This window comes from Paraburkholderia sp. FW306-02-B (assembly GCF_058782725.1).
On sequence record NZ_JBYSXZ010000003.1, the window covers coordinates 110,853 to 135,172 of the forward strand.

Annotated in this window: 18 protein-coding genes and 3 pseudogenes; 7 read left to right on the top strand and 14 right to left on the bottom strand. The window is 62.3% G+C overall.

Going from position 1 to position 24,320, the window contains the following annotated elements; all coding sequences use genetic code 11:
- The first annotated feature begins 346 nt into the window (after window positions 1–346).
- Both AC3WOG_RS36195 and AC3WOG_RS36200 read left to right on the top strand, forming a co-directional pair.
- Entirely contained in the window at window positions 347–1,927 is a 1,581-nt protein-coding gene (locus tag AC3WOG_RS36195) for a cation:proton antiporter (RefSeq protein ID WP_429259604.1), read from the top strand.
- Between the two features lie 41 nt (window positions 1,928–1,968).
- Window positions 1,969–2,855 (top strand): annotated as a pseudogene (locus AC3WOG_RS36200) (pirin family protein).
- A 53-nt stretch (window positions 2,856–2,908) separates the two neighbouring features.
- Here the strand turns inward: AC3WOG_RS36200 and AC3WOG_RS36205 are convergent.
- The gene (locus AC3WOG_RS36205; RefSeq protein ID WP_492582665.1) at window positions 2,909–4,615 is read right to left on the bottom strand and encodes an FAD-dependent oxidoreductase; all 1,707 of its coding nucleotides are present in this window, start codon (window positions 4,613–4,615) and stop codon (window positions 2,909–2,911) included.
- An 88-nt stretch (window positions 4,616–4,703) separates the two neighbouring features.
- Here AC3WOG_RS36205 and AC3WOG_RS36210 point away from each other — a divergent pair, with 88 nt between their 5' ends.
- Window positions 4,704–4,958, top strand: coding sequence for a type II toxin-antitoxin system VapC family toxin (locus AC3WOG_RS36210; protein ID WP_429345048.1), 255 nt, complete (start codon window positions 4,704–4,706; stop codon window positions 4,956–4,958).
- Between the two features lie 17 nt (window positions 4,959–4,975).
- Here AC3WOG_RS36210 and AC3WOG_RS36215 read toward each other — a convergent pair whose 3' ends face one another.
- A complete protein-coding gene (locus AC3WOG_RS36215) occupies window positions 4,976–5,878 on the bottom strand; it encodes a LysR substrate-binding domain-containing protein (RefSeq protein WP_492582666.1) in 903 nt (300 codons plus the stop codon).
- Between the two features lie 299 nt (window positions 5,879–6,177).
- Here AC3WOG_RS36215 and AC3WOG_RS36220 point away from each other — a divergent pair, with 299 nt between their 5' ends.
- From AC3WOG_RS36220 to AC3WOG_RS36230, 3 genes are all read left to right on the top strand, one after another.
- Window positions 6,178–8,778 (top strand): ATP-binding protein, encoded by a 2,601-nt coding sequence (locus AC3WOG_RS36220; protein ID WP_492582667.1) that lies wholly within the window; start codon window positions 6,178–6,180, stop codon window positions 8,776–8,778.
- A gap of 305 nt (window positions 8,779–9,083) precedes the next feature.
- Window positions 9,084–9,989 carry an alpha/beta hydrolase gene (locus AC3WOG_RS36225; protein WP_492582668.1) on the top strand — a complete coding sequence of 302 codons (906 nt, stop codon included), beginning with the start codon at window positions 9,084–9,086 and terminating at the stop codon, window positions 9,987–9,989.
- A 69-nt stretch (window positions 9,990–10,058) separates the two neighbouring features.
- The gene (locus AC3WOG_RS36230; RefSeq protein WP_492582669.1) at window positions 10,059–11,489 is read left to right on the top strand and encodes an ATP-binding protein; all 1,431 of its coding nucleotides are present in this window, start codon (window positions 10,059–10,061) and stop codon (window positions 11,487–11,489) included.
- Window positions 11,490–11,608: 119 nt separating this feature from the next.
- Here the strand turns inward: AC3WOG_RS36230 and AC3WOG_RS36235 are convergent, their stop codons facing one another.
- The 7 genes from AC3WOG_RS36235 to AC3WOG_RS36265 all read right to left on the bottom strand — a co-directional run bounded on the left by AC3WOG_RS36235 (window position 11,609) and on the right by AC3WOG_RS36265 (window position 18,252).
- Window positions 11,609–13,123 carry an alginate export family protein gene (locus AC3WOG_RS36235; RefSeq protein ID WP_429259597.1) on the bottom strand — a complete coding sequence of 505 codons (1,515 nt, stop codon included), beginning with the start codon at window positions 13,121–13,123 and terminating at the stop codon, window positions 11,609–11,611.
- Between the two features lie 92 nt (window positions 13,124–13,215).
- Entirely contained in the window at window positions 13,216–13,911 is a 696-nt protein-coding gene (locus tag AC3WOG_RS36240; RefSeq protein WP_429259596.1) for a YoaK family protein, read from the bottom strand.
- Entirely contained in the window at window positions 13,908–14,822 is a 915-nt protein-coding gene (locus AC3WOG_RS36245; RefSeq protein WP_492582670.1) for a glyoxalase, read from the bottom strand. Before AC3WOG_RS36245 ends, AC3WOG_RS36240 begins: the two co-directional genes overlap by 4 nt.
- Window positions 14,823–14,862: 40 nt before the next feature.
- Window positions 14,863–15,309, bottom strand: coding sequence for a DoxX family protein (locus tag AC3WOG_RS36250; protein ID WP_492582671.1), 447 nt, complete (start codon window positions 15,307–15,309; stop codon window positions 14,863–14,865).
- A 1-nt stretch (window position 15,310) separates the two neighbouring features.
- Window positions 15,311–17,200, bottom strand: coding sequence for an amidohydrolase (locus AC3WOG_RS36255; protein ID WP_492582672.1), 1,890 nt, complete (start codon window positions 17,198–17,200; stop codon window positions 15,311–15,313).
- A gap of 28 nt (window positions 17,201–17,228) precedes the next feature.
- Complete coding sequence (locus AC3WOG_RS36260) at window positions 17,229–17,396, bottom strand: DUF1427 family protein (protein ID WP_013092658.1); 168 nt, start codon at window positions 17,394–17,396, stop codon at window positions 17,229–17,231.
- Between the two features lie 169 nt (window positions 17,397–17,565).
- Window positions 17,566–18,252: a hydrolase gene (locus AC3WOG_RS36265; protein WP_429259592.1), complete on the bottom strand. Its 687-nt coding sequence runs from the start codon at window positions 18,250–18,252 to the stop codon at window positions 17,566–17,568.
- Window positions 18,253–18,538: 286 nt separating this feature from the next.
- On the opposite strand from AC3WOG_RS36265, the gene AC3WOG_RS36270 reads away from it, so the two are divergent.
- A complete protein-coding gene (locus tag AC3WOG_RS36270; protein ID WP_429259591.1) occupies window positions 18,539–18,820 on the top strand; it encodes a XapX domain-containing protein in 282 nt (93 codons plus the stop codon).
- A gap of 117 nt (window positions 18,821–18,937) precedes the next feature.
- On the opposite strand, the pseudogene AC3WOG_RS36275 reads toward AC3WOG_RS36270, so the two are convergent.
- From AC3WOG_RS36275 to AC3WOG_RS36295, 5 genes and pseudogenes are all read right to left on the bottom strand, one after another.
- A pseudogene (locus tag AC3WOG_RS36275) lies at window positions 18,938–19,852 on the bottom strand (peroxidase family protein); the annotation flags it as partial.
- Between the two features lie 71 nt (window positions 19,853–19,923).
- Window positions 19,924–21,630, bottom strand: a complete 1,707-nt coding sequence (locus tag AC3WOG_RS36280; protein ID WP_492582673.1) for a site-specific integrase — start codon at window positions 21,628–21,630, stop codon at window positions 19,924–19,926.
- Between the two features lie 100 nt (window positions 21,631–21,730).
- Complete coding sequence (locus tag AC3WOG_RS36285) at window positions 21,731–22,384, bottom strand: hypothetical protein (protein ID WP_492582674.1); 654 nt, start codon at window positions 22,382–22,384, stop codon at window positions 21,731–21,733.
- A pseudogene (locus AC3WOG_RS36290) lies at window positions 22,350–23,105 on the bottom strand (AAA family ATPase); the annotation flags it as partial. The gene AC3WOG_RS36285 and the pseudogene AC3WOG_RS36290, both read right to left, overlap by 35 nt.
- A 197-nt stretch (window positions 23,106–23,302) precedes the next feature.
- Window positions 23,303–24,169, bottom strand: coding sequence for a transposase (locus AC3WOG_RS36295; RefSeq protein WP_492582675.1), 867 nt, complete (start codon window positions 24,167–24,169; stop codon window positions 23,303–23,305).
- Window positions 24,170–24,320 lie beyond the last annotated feature (151 nt).

A 24,320-nucleotide genomic window follows, 5' to 3' on the forward strand; every position in this document is an offset into this window, starting at 1 on the left:
TTGGCGCAAACTTAAAAGTCCTGAGATGAACCCGTCATGCCTTTGCGCACAGCGAGGCGCAAAAGTTATGGGCACGATTCGGCGGCGTCGACGCGCTCACGCACGACCCAAAGCCCGATCGAACGGATATGCCGCATGCGCCAGAGATTAAATATTCTTAATCGGACACTTCCCGATCCAGACGAACCTATACTTTTTCCGCGAGCCTTTTCGCGTAGTTCCCGTCACGCCACGATCACCAACCAAGACTCGCATCATGAATCCGTACATCCTTTCGCTGCTTGCCGATATTCTTGCCGGCGTCGTCTACGGCGTGATCGACGTTCAATCCCCGGACCTCTAGCGGATGAACAACGTCGAGTTTTTTCACTACCTCCTGTTGTTGATCTGCGGCGCGGGCGCCCTGACGTGGCTCGCGGAGCGCATCGCGATCCCGCCTGCCGTCGTCCTGCTGCTCGGCGGGTGTGTGATCGCAGTCGCAGGCAGGCGCGTACCCGATGTGGACCCGAACCTGCTGCTCACGGCCGTGCTACCGCCGCTGCTGATGTCGAGTTCGTTCTATACGGCGTGGAAGGAATTCCGACGCGGCATCGGCACGATCGTTTCGCTCGTGCTCGGGGCCGTGACGTTCACCACCGTCGCGGTGGCTGTCGCCGTGCATGCCTTCAACCCGAACCTGCCATGGGCGGCATGCTTCGCGCTCGGTGCGATCGTCTCGCCACCCGACGCGGTCGCCGCCAAAGCGATCCTTCAGCGCCACCCGCTACCCGCCAGGCTCGTGGCCGTGCTGGAAGGCGAAAGCCTCGTGAACGACGCGTCGGGCCTGCTGCTCTATCAGATGGCGGTCTCGGCAGCGCTAGCCGCGACGATCACGGTCACGAGCGGAACAGTGCTGTTCTTTACGCTGACCCTGATCGGCGTCGCGGTCGGCATCGTGTGCGGCCAGGCCATGTGTTGGGTGTTGCCGCGTCTGGGCGATGCGATGCTCGGCATCGTCGTGACCTTCGTGATGGCGTGGGCCAGCTACGGTATCGCGGAGGCCGTCGGCGGATCGGGTGTGCTGTCCGTCGTGACCTGCGGTCTCGTGCTCGGCATCCGCCAGCATCGGGTATTCGACGCCGATATGCGCATCAAAGCCAAGGCGACCTGGGAAGCGGTCGTGTTCGTGCTCGAGGCGCTGGTCTTCATCCTGATCGGCCTCACACTGCATGCGCTTCTCTCACGGGTGAATCACGAATCGGCCGTGTTGATGGCCGGGCTGCGTGTCGCATTGCCAGCAACTGCCGCAGCCATCGTTGCGCGTCTCGCATGGGTGTTTGCTGCGATCTGGCTGCCCGACCAGTTGCGCGCGAAACGCTCGGGTCGCCAGCCGTGGACCTTCAAGGAAGCGGTTGTGCTCGGATGGGCGGGTATGCGCGGCGTAGTCAGTCTGGCGGCCGCAATCGCGCTGCCAGCTAATTTCCCCGGCCGCGACCTGATCGTCTTCAGCACGTTTGTGCTGATCATCGCGACGCTTGTCGTGCAGGGCGGCAGCCTGGCGCCGCTGATCCGGCTGCTGAAACTGCGCCCGACAGCCCGTCACACCATGTCCGAGCATGAGGCGCGCGCCCATACGTTCGGCGCCTCTCTTGCTGCGCTAGAGGAAATCGACGAGCGCTCGTCCGGCATCGAACGCGCGACGGTCGAACGGCTGCTAGCCGAATACCGGATTCGCGTCACCGCGAACGAAAGCGCCTACCAGTTGGGCGCGGACCGCATCGAACACCGTGCGCACTTCCTGCGTGTCGAACTCGAACTCGTCGGCGTGTCGCGCGGGGCATTGCTCGGCCTGCATCGCGACGGCAAGGTAGACGACGCGGTCCTGCATCGCATCGAATCCGAGCTTGATTTCGAGGAACTGCGGCTGTTGCGGCTGCTCGAGCCGTAACGGCTTGCATCCGCGTCGACCGTCAACGAAAGATATTGATCATGCCCACTACGATTAAGGCTATGCTCACGCCGCGCGAAAGCGACATCGGCAACCTGATCGTGCGTCGCGTGCTTCCCGCTCGTGCCGCGCGCCTCATCGGACCATTCATTTTCTTCGACCATATGGGGCCCCAGCTGTGCTGCCCGCTGACAGCGGCGTGGACGTGCTCCCGCATCCGCATATCGGCCTCGCGACCGTCACGTACCTGTTCGAAGGCTCGTTCGTGCATCACGACAGCCTTGGCTACCGGCAGAAGATCGTACCCGGCGACGTGAACTGGATGACGGCCGGGCGCGGCATCGTCCATTCAGAACGCACGCCGCTGGAGGACCGGCCGGTTGGTCAGGCAATCCATGGCATTCAGACCTGGGTCGCGCTGCCCGTCGAACATGAAGACGCCACGCCCGCGTTCATTCATCACCCGGCCAATACGCTGCCGACGTTCACGCGCGACGGGGCAACCGTACACGTGATCGCCGGCACGGCTTTCGGCAAGACCTCGCCGGTCGAAGTGTTTTCACCCACGCTCTACGTCCACGCCGAGTTCGCGGCTGCCGGCCGCCTCGCACTCGATGCCGAGCACGAGGAGCGCGGCGTCTATCTCGTCGACGGAGATCTGAGCATCGACGGGACGCCGTTGTCTCCTGCAACGATGGCCGTGCTGGAGCCGCGCACAACGGCCGAACTCGCCAGCGCGCATGGCGCGCGCGTGTTGCTCCTCGGCGGCGAGCACCTGCCGGGCGAACGCTTCATCGAGTGGAATTTCGTTTCCGGTTCGCGCGAGAAGATCGTGGCTGCGCGGCAAGCCTGGGCTGCGCAGACCTTCGGCAAAGTGCCTGGCGAAGAGCACGAGTGGACGCCCCAGCCCGAGCGTGGCGCACATTGAGCATTGTCTGGCGAGCGCCCGCGTCTGGCGCGTAACGCTCCTCATTGCGCGCCTCACGAAACCTTGACGCGCGCCTCGTCTCGACTGAGCCACGCATGAATCTGGCTGACAACTGCTGCGCCGTCCCCTACCGCTGCGGCCACCCGCTTCGGCGCGCCTGAACGGACGTCACCGATCGCGAAGAGCCCCGGCACATTCGTCTCGAGCGGGAGGCGCCGAGTGCCTGCGCTCGCATCGGACGATCCCGTTTCGACAAAGCCGCGCTCGTCCAGCTGAACGCCCAACGATGTCAACCAGTCCGTTTTTGGATCCGCGCCGATGAACAGGAAAAGATGCCGCGCCTCTATGAGCTCGCTGCCCTTGTCGTGATGAAAGACGCGAATTCGCTCAAGACCACCGTCGCTCGCTTCCAGTGATTCGAGCGTGCATCTTGCGCAAATCGACACGTTTGGCAGAGCGCTGAGCCGGTCTATCAGGTAACGGGACATGGTCGCTTCGAGACCGTCTCCACGTATCAGAACGCGTATGCTTTTCGCAAAGTTGGCGAGAAAGACGACAGCCTGCCCAGCCGAGTTACCCCCACCTATCAGCACAACGTCTTTCCCGCTGACGAGACGCGCCTCGATGGGCGACGCCCAATAGTAGATCCCTCTGCCCTCGAAACGTTCAAAGCCCGTCACGGAAGGCTTTCGATACACCGCTCCGCTCGCGACCACGACCGTCCGCGCACGAACGCACTGTCGATCGGATAGCGCGAGCATGAAGTTGCCCGCCGCGCCCTCGACCCGATCGACCGCAGTGGGAATGGCCACGTGAACACCAAATTTCAATGCCTGCTGAAACGCGCGTGCCGCAAGGGCTTGCCCCGATATGCCAGTCGGAAAGCCGAGATAGTTTTCGATACGTGCGCTCGCACCGGCCTGACCACCCGGCGCGCGCCGATCGAAAACGACGACCGAAAGCCCTTCCGAAGCTGCGTAAACGGCCGCCGCGAGGCCCGCCGGACCCGCGCCGATGATTGCGATGTCGTAACGCTGCGACGCACTGAACGTCGGCACGAGGCCGAGCCGGGTGGCGAGCTCCACTTCGTCGGGCGCCCTCAGGACCGACCCGTCCGGGCAGAAGACAAGCGGAAAATCCTCGGCCTTCGAGGTGAGGCCGGCAAGCAGTTGCACGGCGTCCGAATCCTTGTGTGCATCGATCACCGCAGCCGGATAGGCATTGCGCCGCAAAAAGCCTTGCAGGCGGACCACCCTCGCGTCGTCACCCTTGCCGACGATAATCGGACCGAGCCCCTGCTCGATGAGCCCGAGACGCCTCAGGATCAATGCGCGCATGATGTGCTCGCCCAACTGGGCGTCCGCGATGATCAGCGCCCGCAACTGCTCCGAGTTCAGGACGAGCGTCTCGCAGTCAGTCATGGCAATCGCGTCCACCAGCGACGGTTTGCCGGTGAGTTGCGCCATTTCGGCCATGAAATGGCCGTCATGATGGTCTGTCACGACCGTGGTACGTCCTTGCGGATCGCACGAATAGATCCGGACACTCCCGTGCAGCAAGATGAATAGCCCTTCGGCAACGCGCCCCGTCCGGAAAATCGAATCGCCAACCTTGAACGCCTTGGGGCGGCCATAGCGGCTCGCACTACGGATCTCCGCATCAGAAAGGCGCGGAAACATTTGGTGCTGCCGATACTCAAGGGACGAAAATGGAGGTTCAGCGTCGACTGGGCCTGCGTCCGTATTACCTGCGTCGATCATATTTGCCTCGCCTGTCGACCAAGTTGAGTTAGAGTCAGAATGTTAGCGATAGGGAGCCCAAAAGTTCTTGTCGCGACGCTGAATAGTTCTGAAGAGAGCAGCAACCGTTTTCGTCAGCGACGCGAGCATTTGGGAAATCGCAATGAAGTCAGGAATCGCGAAGCTGGACGCAGATGTGAACGAGCTAGTAGCCCGTATTGAAGAAGCGGGCTTTCGCGAACTGCCCATGACGGCGGCGCACGCTGCGGCAGTTCGCGATCTGGCCGATATTCACCGCGATCCGTTTGACTGGTTACTGGTTGCGCAGGCCATTACCGAGCCATTGCGGCTGCTACCCGCCTGAAGGTCACGCGGGCATCACTAGCATTCGAATTCCGAACCGCGCACTGACTCGACCAGATAATCGACGAACGACCCGATGCGCGACGAAATCGCAGTATTGCGGTAGTACACCGCGTTGATCGGCTGCCGGAGATCCAGTGTCTGGCGAGGCAGAAGCTGCACCAGCGTCCCTTCGCGACGGTCGCGCGCCGTCATGAAGTCGGATAGACACACAATGCCGGCACCCGCCAGGGCCAACTGCCGAAGCGTCTCGCCACTCGAGGAGTGAACGGCGGGCGAGATGCGGTAAGGCGCATTGTCGGGCCCGAGAATGGGCCAGACATTCAACCCTTCTGGTTGAGTGAATCCCAGCAGTGAAAGTTTCCTTAGATCCTCCACCCGCCTCGGCTGGCCATGCGCGTCCAAGTATTCCGGGCTCGCGAGAATACGCATACGGCTGCTGCCCACCGGTCTGCTGTGCAGGGTCGAGTCCTTCAACTGGCCGATCCGGATGGCAACATCGGTGCGATGCTCGAGCAGATCGATGATCCCTTCATTGCTATTGAGCTCCAGTTCCACTTGCGGATAGCGAGTTCGATAACCCGGCACGTTCGGCACGATGACGTGCAGCATGAATGGCGTCGCTGCGTCAATACGCAAGCGCCCCGACGGTCGCTCGCGGCGGGTTGCCATCTGCTCCTCCGCGTTCTCCAGAAGCGAAATAATCGCCCTCGCGTCGCGGAGAAACGCTTGTCCTTCTTCCGTCAATTCCAGCCGGCGTGTCGTCCGGCGCAACAACGTCGTCCCGAGCTTGTCTTCGAGCCGCCCCAACGTTCGGCTCGTTGCCGAAATGGTTAGATTGAGCTGATTCGCGGCTGCCGTGATGGATCCCGTGTCGACCACGGAAACGAATGCCTCTAACTCATCGACCGTACTCTTCATACTTGTTTTCGGAACAAAATCGTGTCGTTTTTGAACAGGTTTAGGGTCGAGATTCTGACACGCCGATCGCCAATATTTGATCTTTTTTCAAATATCTTTCTCGCTAGCCGCAGTTTTTCGCCAGGATATGAATGGGTAGAATCGCGCCTTCGATCCAGGAGGCCAGTCCGCGACCGAAGCCACGGGGATAGAGCGATTCTAATCACCCGCGTGTATCCGACTTTGCAGGGATGGGATTTGCCGGACAGCTTGTTTTGACCGCAACGGATAATCGTACCGTTGACCCGCATGGTGCTTTGATGGTTACCCGGTATAGCCTGACATTCGGCCCGTTCCGCATCGACTTCCCGCAGCGGGTCCTCACCAGAAATGGTGACGAAGTCCGCATCGGCAGTCGTGCGCTCGATATTCTTATCGTGCTAGCCGAGCACGGTGGCGAACTGGTCTCAACGCGTCAACTGCGCGACGAGGTCTGGAAAGAAAGCGTGGTCGACGATGGCGCGCTTCGTGTGCACGTTTCCACCCTTCGGAAAGCGCTGAGCGATGGACAATCGGAAAGCCGGTACATCGTCAACGACAATGGACGAGGCTATCGGCTGGCGGTGCCGGTCCATTCCACGAGGGCTACGCAAGTCACCGCCCCCGCGCCGACTGCGCCGACCAGTACCCCCGATGAAAGTGCGCGAGCGTTGCCGGTGACCCTCGCCCGGGTCGTCGGCCGGGAGGATGTCATTGACGGCCTGACCGACCAGCTTCCCGAACGCAGGCTATTGACCATCGCCGGTCCCGGCGGCATCGGCAAAACCACGGTCGCCGTGGCTATCGCGTATCGCTTTTCCGGGCGTACCGGTATCCGCGCACTATTCGTCAACTTCGCCCCCGTTTCCGACAAGGCGAGCGTCGCCAGTACCGTGGCGTCGACGCTCGGCGTCGCCGTATTCAGCGGCAATCCAGTCCCCGGCCTGATTGCCTCACTGGGCGACACCCCAATACTCCTGGTGCTCGACAATTGTGAGCATGTCGTCGAGGCGGTCGCGCAGGTCGCGGAACAATTGCTGCAAGGCACGTCGGGTGTGCACCTTCTGGTAACAAGTCGGGAGCCGTTGCGCGCGGATGGCGAGTCGGTGCATCGGCTTTCGGCCCTGCCGTTTCCCGACGTCGGTGCGCGGATCGGCATCGAGGCGGCCGGAAGTTTTCCGGCCATCTCGTTGTTTCACGACCGCGCAAAGGCGGCCGACGACGCCTTTCAGTTCACGGTTTCGAACATCGGCGCCGTGGCCGACATTTGCCGGCGCCTGGACGGAATTCCTTTGGCGATCGAATTTGCGGCGGCGCGCGTCGCGCACATGGACGTGCGTGCGATCGCCGCGCGCCTGGACGACCGCTTTGCGCTGCTCACACAAGGGCGCCGAACCGCACTGCCGCGGCATCAGACGTTGAAAGCGACGCTTGACTGGAGCTACGAGCTGTTGGACCCGCGTGAGCAGCACGTCCTGCGCCGGCTGTCGGTGATGCGCTCTTCGTTTGGCATGCGTGAAGCCGTTGCCGTGGCAGGCTGTGGGCAGATCGATGAACTGGCGGTGTTCGACGCGATCAGCGGCCTTGTCGCCAAGTCGCTTGTCGCACGCGATATCGGTGACGCCGACAACCCGTATCGGCTTCTCGACACGACCCGCCAATACGCACACCTTCGATTGCTGGAAGCCGGCGAAGCGAACGCGACCAGGCGCCTCCATACCATACATTGCTGCGAGACCTTCGCGGACCTGGGCGCCGCCTGGGAGGGCAAGGCGCAACCGCAATGGCTGGCCCAGCTCAGCAAGCGAATCGACGATATCCGCGCGGCGTTCGAGTGGGCCTCCCATCAGGAGGGGGATCCGGAGCTCGAAATCGACCTCGTTATCGCCACGGCGCCGCTCTGGCTCCATCTGTCGCTGCCACACGAGTTCCTCAGCATGGCCGAACACGCCATTGCAGCGGTTGAGCGCTCCGAGCGCTCCGAGCAGGCCGGCAGCACGCGGCACGCCGAACTGCTGGTGGCCTACGGACACTCGCTCTGGCATACGCGTGGGCCAACCATCGAAATGGCACGCGCTTTTGAACGTGCCTACGCGCTGAGCCGACGACTGGGTGACGAGGCGCTGGAATTCCGCATTCTGTGGGGCGTATTTGCACATCGGCTTGTCACAGGTCGATACCTAGAAGGTCTCGCACTGGCCGAGGCGATGCAGGCGTTCGCGGATCGTTCCGCAGACTCGACGCTCAATCAGATGTCGGGCCGCAATCTCGCCTATGCACACCATTACCTCGGCGATCAGGCGAAAGCGCGTACGCTGATCGAGAGGGTCATCGCGCTCGAAGCTGGCCCCACGCGGGAAAACCTTTCAAAGGCAAACGATGCGCAAATGGATGGCCGCATCGCGAGCATGACGGTGTACATGCGAATTCTCTGGCTGCAAGGCGAGACTGAGCGCGCCGTGAGGCTGGCAAGGGACTGCGCCGAACTCGTCGCTTCGATCGAGCACGACCTGTCGCTCGTCTACGGCCTCGCACTCGGTTCAATACCCATCATGATCTGGGCAGGCGAGCATGACTTCGCCCGGCAGCTCACGCGCATGCTTCGCGAGTGCACGAGCCGGCGCGGATTGGCGCATTGGGACGTCTACGGCGAAGGATTCGAACACATCCTTGCCGGCAAGCCCGTGACCCTATCGAGGGCAACCGTTCCGCAACTGGAAGCGTTTGCCAGCGTCGGGTGCAAAGTCTCCATGAATGCGCTGATTCTGGCGGATCGCGTTGCAGAGCCGTGCTGGGTGAGCGAGACGCTTCATGAATACGCGCGCTCAGGCGTGCAGTGGCCCGCTGCTTGCACGGGTGGGGCTCGCGGCGGCGAAACGTGATGCTGGCGCGCTGCCGGGATTGCATCCCTGGCTAACGCTTCTTAGCAAACTTTAACTGAACGGTCCGGACCCACCGGCTGGAGAATAGCGGCTACCGGGACTCGACATCGTTTCAGGCTCAACAGGTGCAGTCGACACTGTGTGAGGCGCGACTGGGAGTCCCCCAACCGCTCAACTCTGATATGTCGGCTTTCATGGACCACGTTCCGCCTGCAAGTACCGTCGATTCCGCGTCACCGCGTCTCGCGACGCCATGGTCATCCCACCCGGTGCTGGACCCCGAGACGCAGCAGTTTCTCGATCTGGTGGCCGAAGCCGGCATGCATCCGGATTCGCTGCTCGCCGAACAGCCATCGTTTCCCGGCCGCGCCGACAGTGACGACAGTTGCGCAGACGAGTATGCCGTCACCATCGAAGCGCTGACCTTCAAGACCGGACCGACGGGCACCATTGACGTGCACATCGTGCGACCGGCCGGCGCGCCGGGCTTACTGCCCGTCGTGCTCTACTATCCGGGCGGCGGCTGGCGCATGGCGAGCTTCGCAACCCACCGCAGGCTCGTCTCACGCCTTTCGGCTGAAGCAGAGGTGGCGGTTGTCTTCGTCCGTTGTTCACCAGCGCCTCAGGTCCTGTTCCCGACACAGAACGAAGAGGCATACGCCGCGCTGCAATACGTCGTTGCACATGCCGAAGTGCTGCAGCTCGATGGTCGCGCGATCGCGGTGGCCGGCGATGGTGCAGGCGGAAACATCGCTGCAGTCGTGGCGCGATGGGCGAGAGACCGGCATGGCCCGAGTCTGCGCCTGCAAGTGCTGTTTTGCCCCATCCTGTCGGCAGACGCCACCACGCAGTCATATCGTCAGTTCGCGACGGGGCCCGGTATGACGGCCAGGGCGCTGGAGCGTTTCATCGAGTCACAGTTTCCTGAGAGATCGCGGTCACTCGCGGCGGCGATGCCGATAAAGTCGAAACCCGACGAACTCGAAGACCTGCCCGCCGCACTCGTCATCACGGCAGAGAACGACATTACGCGAGACGACGCCGAAGAATATGCCCGCAAGCTCATGCGCGCAGGCGTCAGAGTGAACGCCGCTCGTTATATCGGCACGATTCATGACTTCATGGTTTTCGATGGGTTGGCTGACACCTGCCCGACAGACGCTGCGTTCAGACACGCCAGCAGCGTTATAAAGCGCGCACTCCGTCGGTAGCCGACATAACTTCACCACTCACCGCTGGCGAAGACACGCGTGCCTATTTCCCTTGCTGGAGGCGACCTTATGAAAATCGGCCGGATCGAACTCGATATGGACGCGCGACGCTTGCGGCGCGATGGCGAGGATGTGCGACTGGGCTCTCGCGCCTTCGACCTGCTGGCGACGCTCGCCTCGGCAAACGGTCGAGTGGTGTCGAGGTCCGAGCTGATGCAGACGGTCTGGCCCGGCACCGTCGTCGAAGACTGCAATATCGACGTCAACATCTCTGCGCTGCGCAAGGCGCTGGGTGATGACCGGGACCTCATCGTCACGGTCGCGCGCCGTGGCTACCGGTTGGCCCCGTCTCGGGACGTACAGCCGAAACTCCGTACTGCCGCCAGTCCGCGGCCGCTCCCGCGCCGCGTCGGGAATCTCGTCGGGAGAGACGTGGTCGTGGCCAAGGCAGCCGAGGCATTGGTCGACTCCCAGGTGCTTACGCTGACGGGCACAGGTGGTGTCGGAAAATCGAGTCTTGCACTTGAACTCGCCTATCGGATAGCGCCGTCATGCCCGGCGACGGTGGCCTTTGTCGATCTTTCATCCGCAGCCACGATCGACCAGGTGCTGAGTGCCATCGCGTACGGTTGCGGTGTCGACATGCCGGAGGACGTCGTCTCTTCCGAGCGTCTGGGCGCAGCGCTGTCGAATGCGCCGTGGTTGTTGATACTCGATGGTGCGGAGCACGTCATCTCAGTGGTTGCACAAATCGTGGAAGCATTGTTGGCGGCAAGCCTGAATATCCAGTTCCTGGTGACGAGCCGGGAGCCCCTGAAGATTCGCAACGAGACGGTTTTCCGGGTGAACCCGCTTGGCGTTCCCAAACTTACGGACCGTTGCGACGAGATGTTGGACAGCCCGGCTGTCCAGCTGTTTGTCCACCATGCGCAGCAGATGCATCCGAGGTTTGTCCCTCGCATCGGCGAGATAGCGAGCATCGCAAAGATTTGTCAGCGCCTGGATGGTATTCCACTCGCAATCGAGTTGGCCGCCGGCAGGGCGGAATTGTTGGGCGTCGAAGGCGTGCAACGCCTTCTGAGCGATGGACTGTCGTTCCTATCCGGGGGATACCGCACTGCGACGGCGCGGCATCGCTGTCTACGGGCAGCCCTCGATGTCAGCTTCGACCTGTTGAGCGACTCGGCCCAGTCCCTGCTCGTTCAACTTTCCCGGTTCGTCGGACCGTTTAGCTTCGATTCGCTGCGTGGAGTCGTCAACGACATGGCAATGACGACAGGCAGCTTGATTGAAAACATCGATGAGCTTGTCTCGAAGTCGCTTGTCAACGTCTGTATCGACGGGCCGGAGGCGATGTATAGCCTGTTCGAATGCACCCGGACGTACGTCGCGGAGAAATTCCAGTGCGCGTCGGATGAGCACGCCGCCAGGAGGGCAGTTCAAAAACCTCTCGAAGGCGATGTTAGCTTTCTCGGCGAGCTGTTGCCCTTAAGCGTCTGAACAACGAACCCGTTCGTCGATCGGGCCAGCCGTAGTCAAAGCCTGAACGACGTAGACACAGGGCGCGATCCCCGCAACGCTCCTGACGCCGCCGGGATCGGCACGATAGCCGGCAAGTCCTACCACCCGTACTTGAGTTCGACGCCCGCGTAGTCGGCATTGCGGCCGCCCGCCTTACGAATCGAGTTTCCCACCTGGAAGTGCACGGCTTCGACCGAACCTACCAGGTTGGCCGCAATCGTCCAGTCCGCGCGCAATTGCACGTACATACCTGTCCACAGGCTGCCTTTGCCCGCCGTGCCCGGCACAGGCTGATTCGGCTGCTGGTACACGGCGTCGCCAGTCGTCTCGCGCCACTGGAAGCCCAGCGCGCCAAGCAGCGTGAGACTGGCCGAAGGCCTGAGCGTAATCGACGGTTTGATATGGATCAGGTTCGCGTAGCCCGTATAGCCTGCCAGCGTGAAGTAATAGCCGTTCGGAAATAGCGGATTGAAGGTCTCGAGCCGACCATCATGCGGGTGCCGGTCGCCGGACGCCGCATCGATCTGCAGTGCGACGCGCGGCGTCCACGGCATGTCGAATTTGTAACCTGCGAGCGAGCCAACCGCCCACGCGAGAACCGTACTATTACCGACCGTTCCCGTCTGCAGCATCGCCTCCGCATCCCAATCGACGCCGCCGCGCGTGCCGAAATAGTGCAGGTCCCAGACGTCGCGGTGCTCAGAACCCTGAGCGTCGAGGTATCGCGCGTTGGTGTTGTTATAGCGGGACCAGTACCCGGACATGTCACCCGGCCCGACGGATTGCCGCTCGAAACGCACGCCGCTGAAAGTGAGATTGCGGTTCGACACCTCGTCGAACACGGTCGCGTTGCGGTACTGCACGGGCTGCGTTGCGTAGGCGATAAAGCGCCACTTCTGGTATTCGTAGTCTGCCCAGATGGCATCGAAGGCCTGTCGTACGTTCGGGCCATCGCGTACGGCAATGAAACGCTGCAAGTCGAATGCCATTTCCTGGCGGCCAACGCGAAACTTGAACGTACCGCCGCCGAGCGCTCCGGTGTAGGCCACGAATGCCTGCTCGAGATCGAGCGGATTCTTGTCCACCGGCGTGACCACGTTTTTGCCAAACGCTCGCGCATCCTCAAGTTGGACGAAGAACTGCCAGTGCTCGGCGAGATGTGCATCGGCATGCACTTCGATGCGCTGAAGCAGATAGGTATCCGACTGCGCAGAGCCGACACCGAACAGCGGGGCGTCATTGGTTTCGATACGCTCACGCAGGTTCGCACCAAGCGACAGATATGACGCGGGGTCGCCGCCGAGCGGAATGTACTTGAGGCTGTCGAGCGGCTTGCGCGGAACGCATGGGTTCGCAAGCACCGACCAGTCTTCCTGCCAGCGGTTGAACATCACGGCAGGACGTTTGACGTTGCATGCATCGGTCATTGTGGCGGCATTCAATGCGGTGCCTGTGTTCGCGCCGGCTGCGTCAGCCGCGAGGCTCGCACCTGCAACCGGTTGCGCAGCTGTGTCTGCGAACGCCGCGTCGGCGCCCGCCAGCAGCAGCCCGGCGATGGCCGTCCAGCGCGCTGCCTTCTCGAATCGACGCCCGCGCATCTTGCTCGATACCATGGATTTCCTTGCCTTTGTCGGCTCGTGTTTGTGTTTGCTCGTCCCGCGCACGCGCCCAGCCTGAGCAGGATGATGTTCTTCGCCGCCTGGATTCATGAGCGCCCCGCTGCAATCGCGCGCTCATGCTCTCCCGTAGTCACCGCCAGCCCGGCGAGAGCACACGCCGGCGCAAGCAGCGCCCAGAAGCCCATGTAGACCACTCCCAGTGCGCCGGCCACCGCACCACCGGCAAACGCGACAATCGCAGGCATCATCAACCGGAAGCGCAAGCACGCCGCTGCACGCACGCTGTCGGCCGTGTCCGGCGACAGCATGTCGATCACATCCAGAACGGCTTGCGTGACATTGCCCGTCATTACGGTGTTGGGCACACCAGGGCGTTGGACCAGGCGCGGATGCGCATTCTGCACACCCATCGCGAACGCCCCCACGACGCCCGCCAGGATGACAGGCAGGCTATCTGGCTGGCTGATCGGCGTCGCCCATACGCCGGCGAGGCAAAAGCCGACTATCAGCACGGCCTGCACCGCATAAAGCAAGCGTGCGCCCTGACGTGCCTGTCCCTGCGGGAGCCAACGCACGAGCAGGCTGCTGAGAACGACCCCGCCGATAAACGCGGGGAACACGATCAGCTTGAGCAGAACGCCCTGCCCGGAGCCGGCGATGCCGGCGCCTATCAATACGAAGTTGCCCGTCACGTGTGCGGTGAACAAACCGAACAATGCAACGAAGCTCAGCGTATCGACAAAGCCGGCGATCGCGGCAAGGATCGAGTCCTCAGACTTCATTGCGCCGTGACCGCGTGAATTTCGGCGATATAGCCGCCGGGGAACTGCACGATCGCGGCATCACGGCCGGCCGACGTGAACGGCGGCACCAGCACGTTGCCGCCAGCGGTCTTCGCCTTTTGAAGCGTATCGGCCAGATTCGATACTTCGTAGCCGGTCACTTCGCGCCCGTACGGGTAAGGCAAGTGGCCGTCCGTCACGAGCACGGTCATCTTGCCGAACGGCGATTCGATCCGAATGCGGCGATAGGTGTCGTCGGGTCTGCCGATCTCGACTCCCGGCGCCTTCAGGTCATCGGACACCACCTTGCCGTGTGAGAATTTAACGAAATCGTGAACCAGCTTGTGCACGCTTTGCGGCGACACGTAGACCCGATTTTCGGGAATGGTCTGCAACTTGTCGTAATGCGGCGCCTCGGTGTGCCAGTAGAGCTGCATGTTGGTGCCGCCCGGCCACGTGATGATTGCGTCGCGGCCGATCGGGTCGGGGAACGTATCGACGATCACATCCGCACCGAGTGCACGCGCCGAGTTCACCGCCGCGTCCATATCCGTCACGAGGTAGCCCGTGCGCTCCGCGCCGAACGGATACGGCATGGGCGTCTTGAAGCCGAATACGGATATCGTGCCTGCCGGGGTAAACACGAGCTGCGACATCGTCTGGCTCGGTGTCGGCGTGACCTGGAACACCCCTTGTTTCGACTTGCTGCCGCCGAACGTCGCCACGAAACTGTCGGTGAAGCGATCGAAGTTCTCTGGCGCTACGTATACGTGCGTCGTGTCGTACTGTGGACCGACTGCGACCGACGGCGATTCGATCGGCATTACGGGCGGCTTCGCGAAAGAAACGGGCGCGGTGGCGAGACCGCCCGCGATCATAAGTGAAACTAAGGCAGTGCGAATTGCTTTCATAGCGGAATTTCCTTGATATTTCATCGTACTGATCAATCGGTCAGGCGCGGTTCTCGCCGACCGGACGCTGCATATCGCCGAGCAGGGTCGCGAGCACCAGGCCCGCGATCAGTCCAAGATGCTCGAAAAAACTGTTGAGCGCCATGAAGCGGTCGGCACCGGCATGGTTCCAAAAGTCGTTGGCAACCAGCATCGCGACGACGGTCAGCATGCCGAGGCCGCCAGCGCCGATCCATGTGAAGCGGCGCAATACCACGCACAGTGAGCCGACGATCTCGACCGCCACCGCGAGCGCTGCCCAGAGAGCGGCCGGGTGCAGGCCGAAATGCGCCTGCTCCGCAACCGCGCCCTCGAAGTTCAGTGCTTTGGTGACACCGCCGATGAGGTAGGCGGACACGAGCGCAAGGCGCACGAGCGGTCCCACCCACGGCTGCGATAGCAGCGCATCAACCCATGCGGGGTTGGTGCTGCCGTTCCATGTCGTCATGTCAGATCGCCCAGCAAGAGCAGCCGAATGCGCCCCAGAAGCCCCTTGCATCCGAAGTCGGCAACGCACTGGCCCACGCGCTCGCGTGCGCATGGCCATGCACGCCGCAGGCGCTCGCGCAGGCACACAGCGCCGCGGCAGCGGCACGCCCGAGCGGCGCGCCGTCGCGCTGCGTCGCGCCCCAGCCGCCATAGCCGCCGTATTGGCGCACCGGCGACCAGTCCGGCATTGCAGGCGGGATGGGCTGATCGTGTTGCGAGAACGGGCCCGCGCCCCAGACGATCTTTCCGCCGACCACCGTGAGCAATGCGGTGGTGCCGGCAATGTCGTCCTCCGCGCACGAGAAGAAGTCACGGTCCGGAACCATCAGGTCGGCGAGCTGCCCCGGCACGATGCGCCCCTTCTTGCCCTCTTCGTTCGAGAACCAGGCGACGTACTCCGTCCACATGCGCAGCGCCGTATCGCGATCGAGCAGGTTACGTTGCGGATACATCCGCAGACCGCCAACCGTCTTGCCGCTCACGAGCCATGCGAGCGACACCCACGGGTTGTACGACGCGACGCGGGTCGCATCGGTGCCAGCCGAGACCTTGATGCCCTTCTCGAGCATTCTCGCGACGGGCGGCGTGGCTTGCGCCGCCTGGGCGCCATAGCGCTCGACGAAATACTCGCCCTGGTAGGCCATGCGATGCTGAACCGCGATGCCGCCACCGAGCGCTGCGATGCGATCCATCGAGCGCTCCGAAACGGTTTCCGCGTGGTCAAAGAACCAGTTGATACCGTCGAGCGGAATATCCTTGTTGACCTTTTCGAACACATCGAGCGCGCGGCTGATGGTTTCGTCGTAGGTCGCATGCAGGCGCCACGGCCAGCGGCTCTGTGCGAGTACCCGCACGACGCCTTCGAGCTCGCCTTCCATTCCGGGCGGCAGTTCGGGGCGCGCCACGCGGAAGTCCTCGAAGTCAGCCGCCGAAAACACCAGCATTTCACCCGCACCGTTGTGGCGGAAGTAGTCCGAACCATCGTGATACTTGACCGATCCGGTCCAGTTCACGAAGTCTTCCTTTTCGGCCTGCGGCTTTTGCGTGAAGAGGTTGTACGCGATGCGCACCGTCATTTCGCCGGAATCGTGGAGCTTGCGGATGACTTCGTAATCGTCCGGGTAGTTCTGCGAGCCGCCGCCGGCATCGATCGCGCCGGTCACGCCAAGGCGGTTGAGTTCGCGCATGAAATGGCGCGTCGAATTGTATTGATACTCTATCGGCAGCTTCGGGCCTTTCGCGAGTGTCGCGTAGAGGATCGACGCATTGGGGTTCGCGAGCAGCAACCCGGTGGGGTTGCCTGCGCTGTCGCGCATGATCGTGCCGCCCGGCGGCTCAGGCGTGTCCTTCGTATAGCCCACGACGCGCAATGCGGCGGCGTTGAGCAGCGCCCGGTCGTACAGATGCAGGATGAACACGGGCGTATCCGGCGCGACGGCGTTCAGCTCATCGAGCGTCGGCAGCCGCTTCTCTTCGAATTGGTGCTCGGTGAAGCCGCCGACCACGCGCACCCATTGCGGCGCGGGCGTGATCGCGACCTGCTGCTTGAGCATCTCCATGGCAACGGTGAGCGAGCGTACACCGTCCCAGCGCAGCTCCATGTTGTAGTTCAGACCGCCGCGAATCAAATGCAGGTGATTGTCGATGAGGCCAGGCAGCACGGGCCGGCCACCGAGATCGATAACTTTAGTCGCACGGCCCGCAAGCGGCATGACGTCCGCATCGCTGCCGACCGCGACGAAGCGGCCGTCGGCAATCGCCACGGCACTAGCGACCGGGTTCGAACGATCCAGCGTCGTGAACCGTCCGTTATGCAAAATCAGATCGGGATGGGTAGCGGTTGCGCCCATTTGCGTTTCCTCGTTTCTGTCAGTTCGGTTAAAAGCCCAACAATTGCCTCAGGGATGGAACGGCCTGCGCGCCGATCAACATGCCAAGCAGGCCGATGAGGGCAACGAGCGGAGGCGCGGGCGAGCGGACCTTGATCACGCTGTAGATCACGCCTATCAGCATCCCTGCAGCGAGGGACAGCAGATAAGATTCCATACGATCAGTCTCTCTGTGAGTGTGGAATGCTGATGCGAGACCTCGCGGTTCAACCCGAGTACCTCGCGGGGGATGCACTGCAGCGCAGCGATCGGCAGATCGCATGCGCTACCGCCGCCTTTACGCGGAGCGCATCGCCCCGGTTCCGGCGATCGCGACGACGAGGCGATTAACGTGCCGGTACGGCCGGCAGCACCTCGTGCTGCGTAGCGGTGCGCTGCGCTGCCTTGTGGACCATCGTGTATGCGTAGTCGACGCCCATGCCGTACGCGCCCGAGTGTTCCTTCGCGATCGCCATCACGGCGTCGTAGGTCGTGCGGTGAGCCCAGTCGCGCTGCCATTCGAGCAGGACCTGCTGCCACGTGACGGGCACGGCGCCCGCCTGGACCATACGCTGCATCGCGAAGTCATGCGCGTCTTTCGACGTGCCGCCCGATGCGTCGGCCACCATGTAGATCTCGTAGTCGCCTTCGAGCATGGCGCACAGCGCGAACGTCGTGTTGCAGACCTCGGTCCACAGACCCGCCACGACCACCTTCTTGCGGCGATTCGCCGCGAGCGCGTCGCGCACCTTCTGGTCGTCCCACGAATTCATCGACGTGCGTTCGAGCACCTTGTGCTCGGGGAACACGTCGAGCAGTTCCGGATACGTGTAACCCGAGAAGCTCTGCGATTCGACCGTGGTGATCGTGGTCGGAATGTCGAACACCTTGGCCGCCTTGGCCAGACCGACGACGTTGTTCTTCAGCACCTGACGGTCGATCGACTGAACGCCGAACGCCATTTGCGGTTGGTGATCGATGATGATCAGTTGGCTGTTCTGCGGAGTGAGTACTTCGAGCTTCGAATTGTTCATGACGGGTATTTCCTTTGAACCGGACAGAGGAGGAAGTCGCCATGCCGGCCTGGCCGGCGGGCGTCCGACGTGCATTGGCGCTGGGCGATTCGACATCCAGCTGCGGTTATTTGACACGCAAAGACAGAGCAGCAACAACTAAAAAAGGGATTAAATTTTATGGCCCGAATAATTAATCTTAAAAAGCCTTAATCGGGATTTTCTTAATGCAGAGTAACCGCTAGGCTTTCCACGAATTCGCTCGGTAGATCCTGTCATGGGACAGGTCGTCAATGAGGCTCGCACTATGAAACCGTATATCCTTTCCCTGTTGGCCGGCATCCTTGCCGGGGTCGTCTACGGTGCGATCGGCGTGCAATCGCCGGCGCCGCCCACCATTGCGCTGATGGGCCTGCTGGGCATGCTGGCCGGCGAGCAGATACTGCCGCTCGCGCGCAGGGTGCTCTCCGGTTCGAAGTTGGGTGCCGCATGGCGCGAGGCGAAATGCGGCCAGCACATGTTCGGCTCGCTGCCGGGCGCTCACGGCTCCAACGCAGCCGCAAAGGACCCGCAGTCATCCTCATTCTGATCGGCATCTCTCGGGCGTCGGCCTCGAATGCCCGAGAGAACCCTCCGGTTACCTCGCCCAATCCCTCGAGTCACGCGTTGACGACATACGTCATTCGTCGCGTGACCCAAGCCTCCTTCACGCGAGCTCGAAACGGTCGAGGTTCATCACCTTGACCCACGCGGCCACGAAGTCGCGCACCAACTTCTGCTCGCCGTCCGCGCTCGCATAGACCTCGCTCAGCGCGCGCAACACCGAGTGCGCACCGAAGATCAGGTCGACGCGCGTGCCGGTCCACTTGAGCTTGCCGGTGTTGCGGTCGCGGCCCTCGAACACGTCCTTCGCCGCCGAGACCGGCTGCCATTCGGTGCTCATGTCGAGGAGGTTGCGGAAGAAGTCGTTGGTGAGCGTTTCGGGACGCTCGGTGAAGACACCGTGCGCGTCCCGGCCCGTGTGGACGTTGAGCACGCGCAAGCCGCCAATCAACGCAGTCATCTCCGGCGCGCTCAGCATGAGCAACTGAGCCTTGTCGACGAGCAGCGCCTCGGCGGACACGGGGAACTCGCCCTTGAGGAAGTTGCGGAAGCCGTCGGCGGCCGGTTCGAGCATGTTGATCGATTCAATGTCCGTCTGTTCCGCCGACGCATCCATGCGGCCCGGCGAGAACGGTACCGTAACGGCGTAGCCGGCTCGCTTCGCGGCCTCCTCGATGGCCGCGCCGCCCGCGAGCACGATCAGGTCGGCGAGCGAAATCTGCTTGCCGTCCGGCTGCGCGCCGTTGAACCCGGCCTGAATGTCTGCCAGTATGCCGAGCACCCGCGCGAGTTGCGCGGGTTCGTTCGCCGGCCAGTCCTTCTGCGGCGCGAGACGGATGCGCGCGCCGTTCGCGCCGCCGCGCCTGTCGGAGCCGCGGAAAGTCGAAACCGAAGCCCAAGCTGTCTGCACGAGTTCGGCGACCGACAGCCCCGAAGCGAGAATCGTCTGCTTGAGCGCCGCCACGTCTTTCTCGCTCACGAGCGGATGATCGAGAGCCGGAATCGGGTCTTGCCAGATCGGGGTCGCTTCAGAAAACGGAAAATAATGCACGTTAAGCGGACAAAGCCCGTCTGGGCTCGGGCTTTGCGCTATCGCGCGGCGAAAGCCTGAGTCATCTGACGTGCCCGCTTGACCTCGTCGCTTTGCAGGTAAATCGAGGTGGTCGCGATCGAGGCGTGGCGCAGGTTATCCCGAACCGTCGTCAGTTCCGCGCCACGGGCCAGCGCATGTGTGGCATGGGTGTGCCTCATCCAGTGCGGGCTGGCGCGTCGCAACTTTTCGGCGGGCGCGGGATGGTCGGCCGCAATGACATCGGCGACCTGACCAAAGAAGCGCCGCATCACGTTCCACAGGCGGGTACCGGTGATGCCGGTCGTGCTGTCCTGCTCGAGGCTCGCTAGCAGCGGCGTCCTTGGATCCCAGCGCGCCGGCGTGACCGGAAGGCGACGCTGTACAAGATACTGATCGAGCGCCGTGCGTGCCAGTGGTGGCAAAGCGACCTTGCCGGGCTTGCCCCCCTTGCCGACCAGATGCAGCCAGTGATCGCCGTGTTCGTCGGTGCGGATGTCGCCCAGCGCCGCTCCGACGAGTTCACTCGCACGTAACCCAGTCGCATACGAGAAGTCCAGCATGAAGCGCATCCGTTGAGCCGCAGGCGCTTCCCAGCCATATGACCATTCGAGGCCGTCTGCAATCGTGCGAACGAGCAGCCATTCTCCTTCGCTAAATCCACGCGACGTGTCGAGCGGCGCGACGCGCGTGCGGCCCCGCACCTTGATGCCGGCAAACGGGTTGGCCAGCACATAGCGCTGCTCGATCAGCCAGCGAAACAGTGCGCCGAGTACCGACAGCGCGTAGGCGGCCGAACGCGCAGACAGGTTGCCGGCGAAGGGCCGCCAGTCCGGTGCAGTGCGTGGTCTCGGCGGTCCAACCCAGCGCTCGCGTGGCGTCGGCCGGCGCAGGAAGGCCCGGTAGGCGATCGCATCTTCCGTGGTGAGTGAGGAAAGCGCCCGTCCGCGCTCGACAATCGCCCACAGGATGAGCCGCTCCGCCTCCTTGCGATACGCACGCTGGGTGGTCGGCGCCTCGTGCAGCGCGAGCCAGGCCTGCACCGCGTCATAGTCGTTTGACGCGTCAAGCGTACACACCTGCCGGGGGGCGCGAAAGCTCCCGTGTGAGCCATCAACTTCATGCGGCAACCGCAACCGTTCCCATGGCACAACCGTGCCCGGCGAGGCACTCGCGATCAGTGCGCGCGCCCGTTGCGTCAATTGCGGATAGGCCTCGAAGAACATCTCGATCTGTCGGGCACTGGTCTGGCCCAGACCGGGGATCGCGGTCCACCAGCGACGCCGGCGAGGCACGCGCACGGTCAGGTCCGCAAGCGTTGTGATGCCGGCCGCACGCAGCACGCGCACGGCGCGGGGGTTCAGCCACAGTTCGATGTCGTCGGCGATCTGCGGCTGCGGTGCAGGCAAGGCGCTGAGTATCTTAAGCGCATGTGCGACCGCACTGGCACGCTCAAGCCGTTCGTTGACGGGATGCTGGAAGAGATCGGCGAGATCGGTGCGCTGACGATGACGGGCAAAGGCGACCAGTTGCCGGCGGATCTGGCCGATGACGCCGCGCGCCGACTGGCCAGAAGTCTTGCCGTGCGGCAGGTAGCGGTCCACCGCGGCCGTGGAGGACAGGCCCGCATACCAGCCGCGCAGCGCCGCTAGCTGGTCGGCATCGGGAATCGTTGGCGCATCGGGAGTGTGGCCGTGCCCGGGATCGGAAGACTGACGTATTTTCATGACCCGAAGTTTAGTGTAAAAATGTGTCCATTACGATAAGAAGGATTATCTGAATAGACGTAAATTTCGTGGCTTTTTGGTACCACAACCATGGTCTCAGTCAGCCGAAATAGCACTCAAAATACCGCCGCGTGAAGGCCTTGCGATACTCCGCTTTCATCGGTTGCCGCGTATTGGGTGTCCAGCCCTGACCGCCGTAGCTCGCGCGGCAATACGCACAGCGATATGGTGCCTCCAGAAGCCGTACGCTCGCCACATATGGCGCTTCATAACCGCAGCGCCGGCACGCCGTTTCCAGTGATCGGTGATGCGCCGGGCAGGCGTAGATGCTTTCCAGCTGATGCAACACGCTGTGGTAGCCGTGTGCCATACAACGGTGACAGTGGCGGAAAACTCCGCTGCAACGTCGCCGCTGGTTCGGCTGCAGCAGCGACGCATGTAGCGTTTTGATTGGTACGGGAAGACTTTCATGCAGCCGACGAATATCAACCAGACCCAGTTGCGGCACGACACCTTCGTAGGGATCGATGTCCGGTCCCATCAGTCGTGCGACCACGTGGCCTGGTAGAGCATTCGCCTTTTCAAACTTCCAGAGAATCGAGATGAGGGACTCACAGGGATCAATCCACTTCTTACTGAAGACGTAGCCCAGCGCGGGCGTTAGCTTGCGCTCGTCAAGTGTGAGGATCGGAAAGCGCGGCGCGCGCAGCAATGCTGCGCTACGCGGCGGCGACGAGAACGCGGCCGGTTGCATGACGGGACTGGACGTAACCGCAGTGATGGACCGCATGTGCCCATAGCGCAGCATCTGGCGTGTATTGAAGCCCGTCCTTCAGTTCACTCTCTTTAAGCACGATCTCGACAGCCCTGGCGAACGATTCCATGGGTATCTCAAGTCTTCCGGGCAGATTCGCCCTATGGTGCGCAGACTCAAACGCGTGCCACAGAACGCCTGCGTCGCTGACCAGACGATATCCAGTCTCGAATGCGCGAGGGACGTAAAAGCGGGTAAAGCTCCAATCGCTGCCCTCCGGGTAAGCCGTCCTGTCATAGCCGTCGAGACAGGTAGCCACGTCCTCCGCGTCGCGTATACCGTAGAAAGACAGTTCATCGACCATCAGTCGCGCGACGATCTGCGTCTTTCCGGCGATCTGCAGGCCGGTCTTCCGCGCGAGAAGCTCCTGCTGACCAACCAGGAACGTGAAAAGCTTGATCTGTTGACGGTCCAGTGCATCGTGGACATCGCGCAGCCACTCATATTCGTTCTCGTTGTAGCGTTGCGCTTCGTCGCAAAAGAGCAGTACGGTACCGCTGCCGGCGCGGGCGGCCGCCTCGCGTATTCTTAGCGAGAGTCGCATCCGCTTCGACGGGTTCGAACCCGCGTTGGGATCGGGGTCCCCGACCGCCTCGAGCAGATTCGCAAAGAATGGGCCTTCGGCATGGCGGGGCTTATGCTCACACTGCGCGTGATAGCTGCAACTGGTTGCTAGTTTTGACGCTGATTTCGTACAGAGCGGTCGAACAAGCCCGAGCTGCAAATCGATATCGGGCACGGCGCGCCGAAGATGCGAAGATATGTTTCGGCATGCGAAGATAAAGGTATCAGCAGGTCGAGCACAATCGCGACGCTGGGCTGAGCGCCGACGATGCTACGCCTCGCCTGGACGTGAGATCAGTTTTGGCAGTAGTGCCGCAGGTTGATCATCGTATAGGCGAGCGTCTTTAATGCGTAGTGCACGTCACTGATGCGTTCGAAGCGCAGCAGCAGACGGCGAAACTTGTCTTCCCAGGCAAAGACGCGTTCGATGGTCCTGAAGCGCTCCTCGAAGATCGCCGGATCAAAACGCTGCTTGCGCCCACGCTTCGGTGTTTTTCGCCCACGCGGGTTTTCGGGGATGTTCGGGGCCATGCCACGATTGAAGATCGCCTTGCGGTTGGCCCGGCAATCGTAGACGCCATCCAGACTGACGGTTGAACCCTGCAGGTCCGCGCCAATGGCGCGGACCAATCCGGTGAGTCTGGGCAGCGCATCGCGCAACAGGGGCGATTCGTTGCGGTTGCCCGGGGCCGTCACGAACGGCGCAATGATGTTGCAGTCGCGATCGCAGAAGGCGACAACCTTGCAGCCCTTGAGATGCTTATGTCCGCTATAGCCGAGGTTATCGCCGCCTTTCTTCGCTGCGGTCGTCGTGCCGTCGCCGTGGATGACGGAAAGCTCGAGCAGTTGGTCCTGATGAAGTTGATGTACCGTGCCCGCAAAGATTCGCTCGATGCTGCCATCGGTCTGCCAGCGCCGCATTATCCGGTAGACGCGCGTGTGGTGGATTTCGGGGCGGCCTTTGTCATTGCTTTCGATTGGCAGCATCATCCACTGACACCCCATATAGAGCGCCGTCAGGATGTAATTGAAGATCTTGTGCAACGACAGCGTCGGCGGCGGTCCGCGTCGGCCACGACTCAGGTGTGGCAAGACAAATTCCTCGAACTGCGCTTTGCTCAATTTCGTCGGAATCGCTTGCCAGCAGGGGTTATCCGTCATTCGATGCGTCCAGAAATCTGGACTCTAACCGATTTTGCCCTGACGCTCAGAAACCCAGCCTGGGCGGGGCTGGCAGACAAATTCGACCATCTCGAAAAACCCGCAACCAGTTGGACAGCCGATACGTTACCGGTGTCCATCCTCAGAGCCG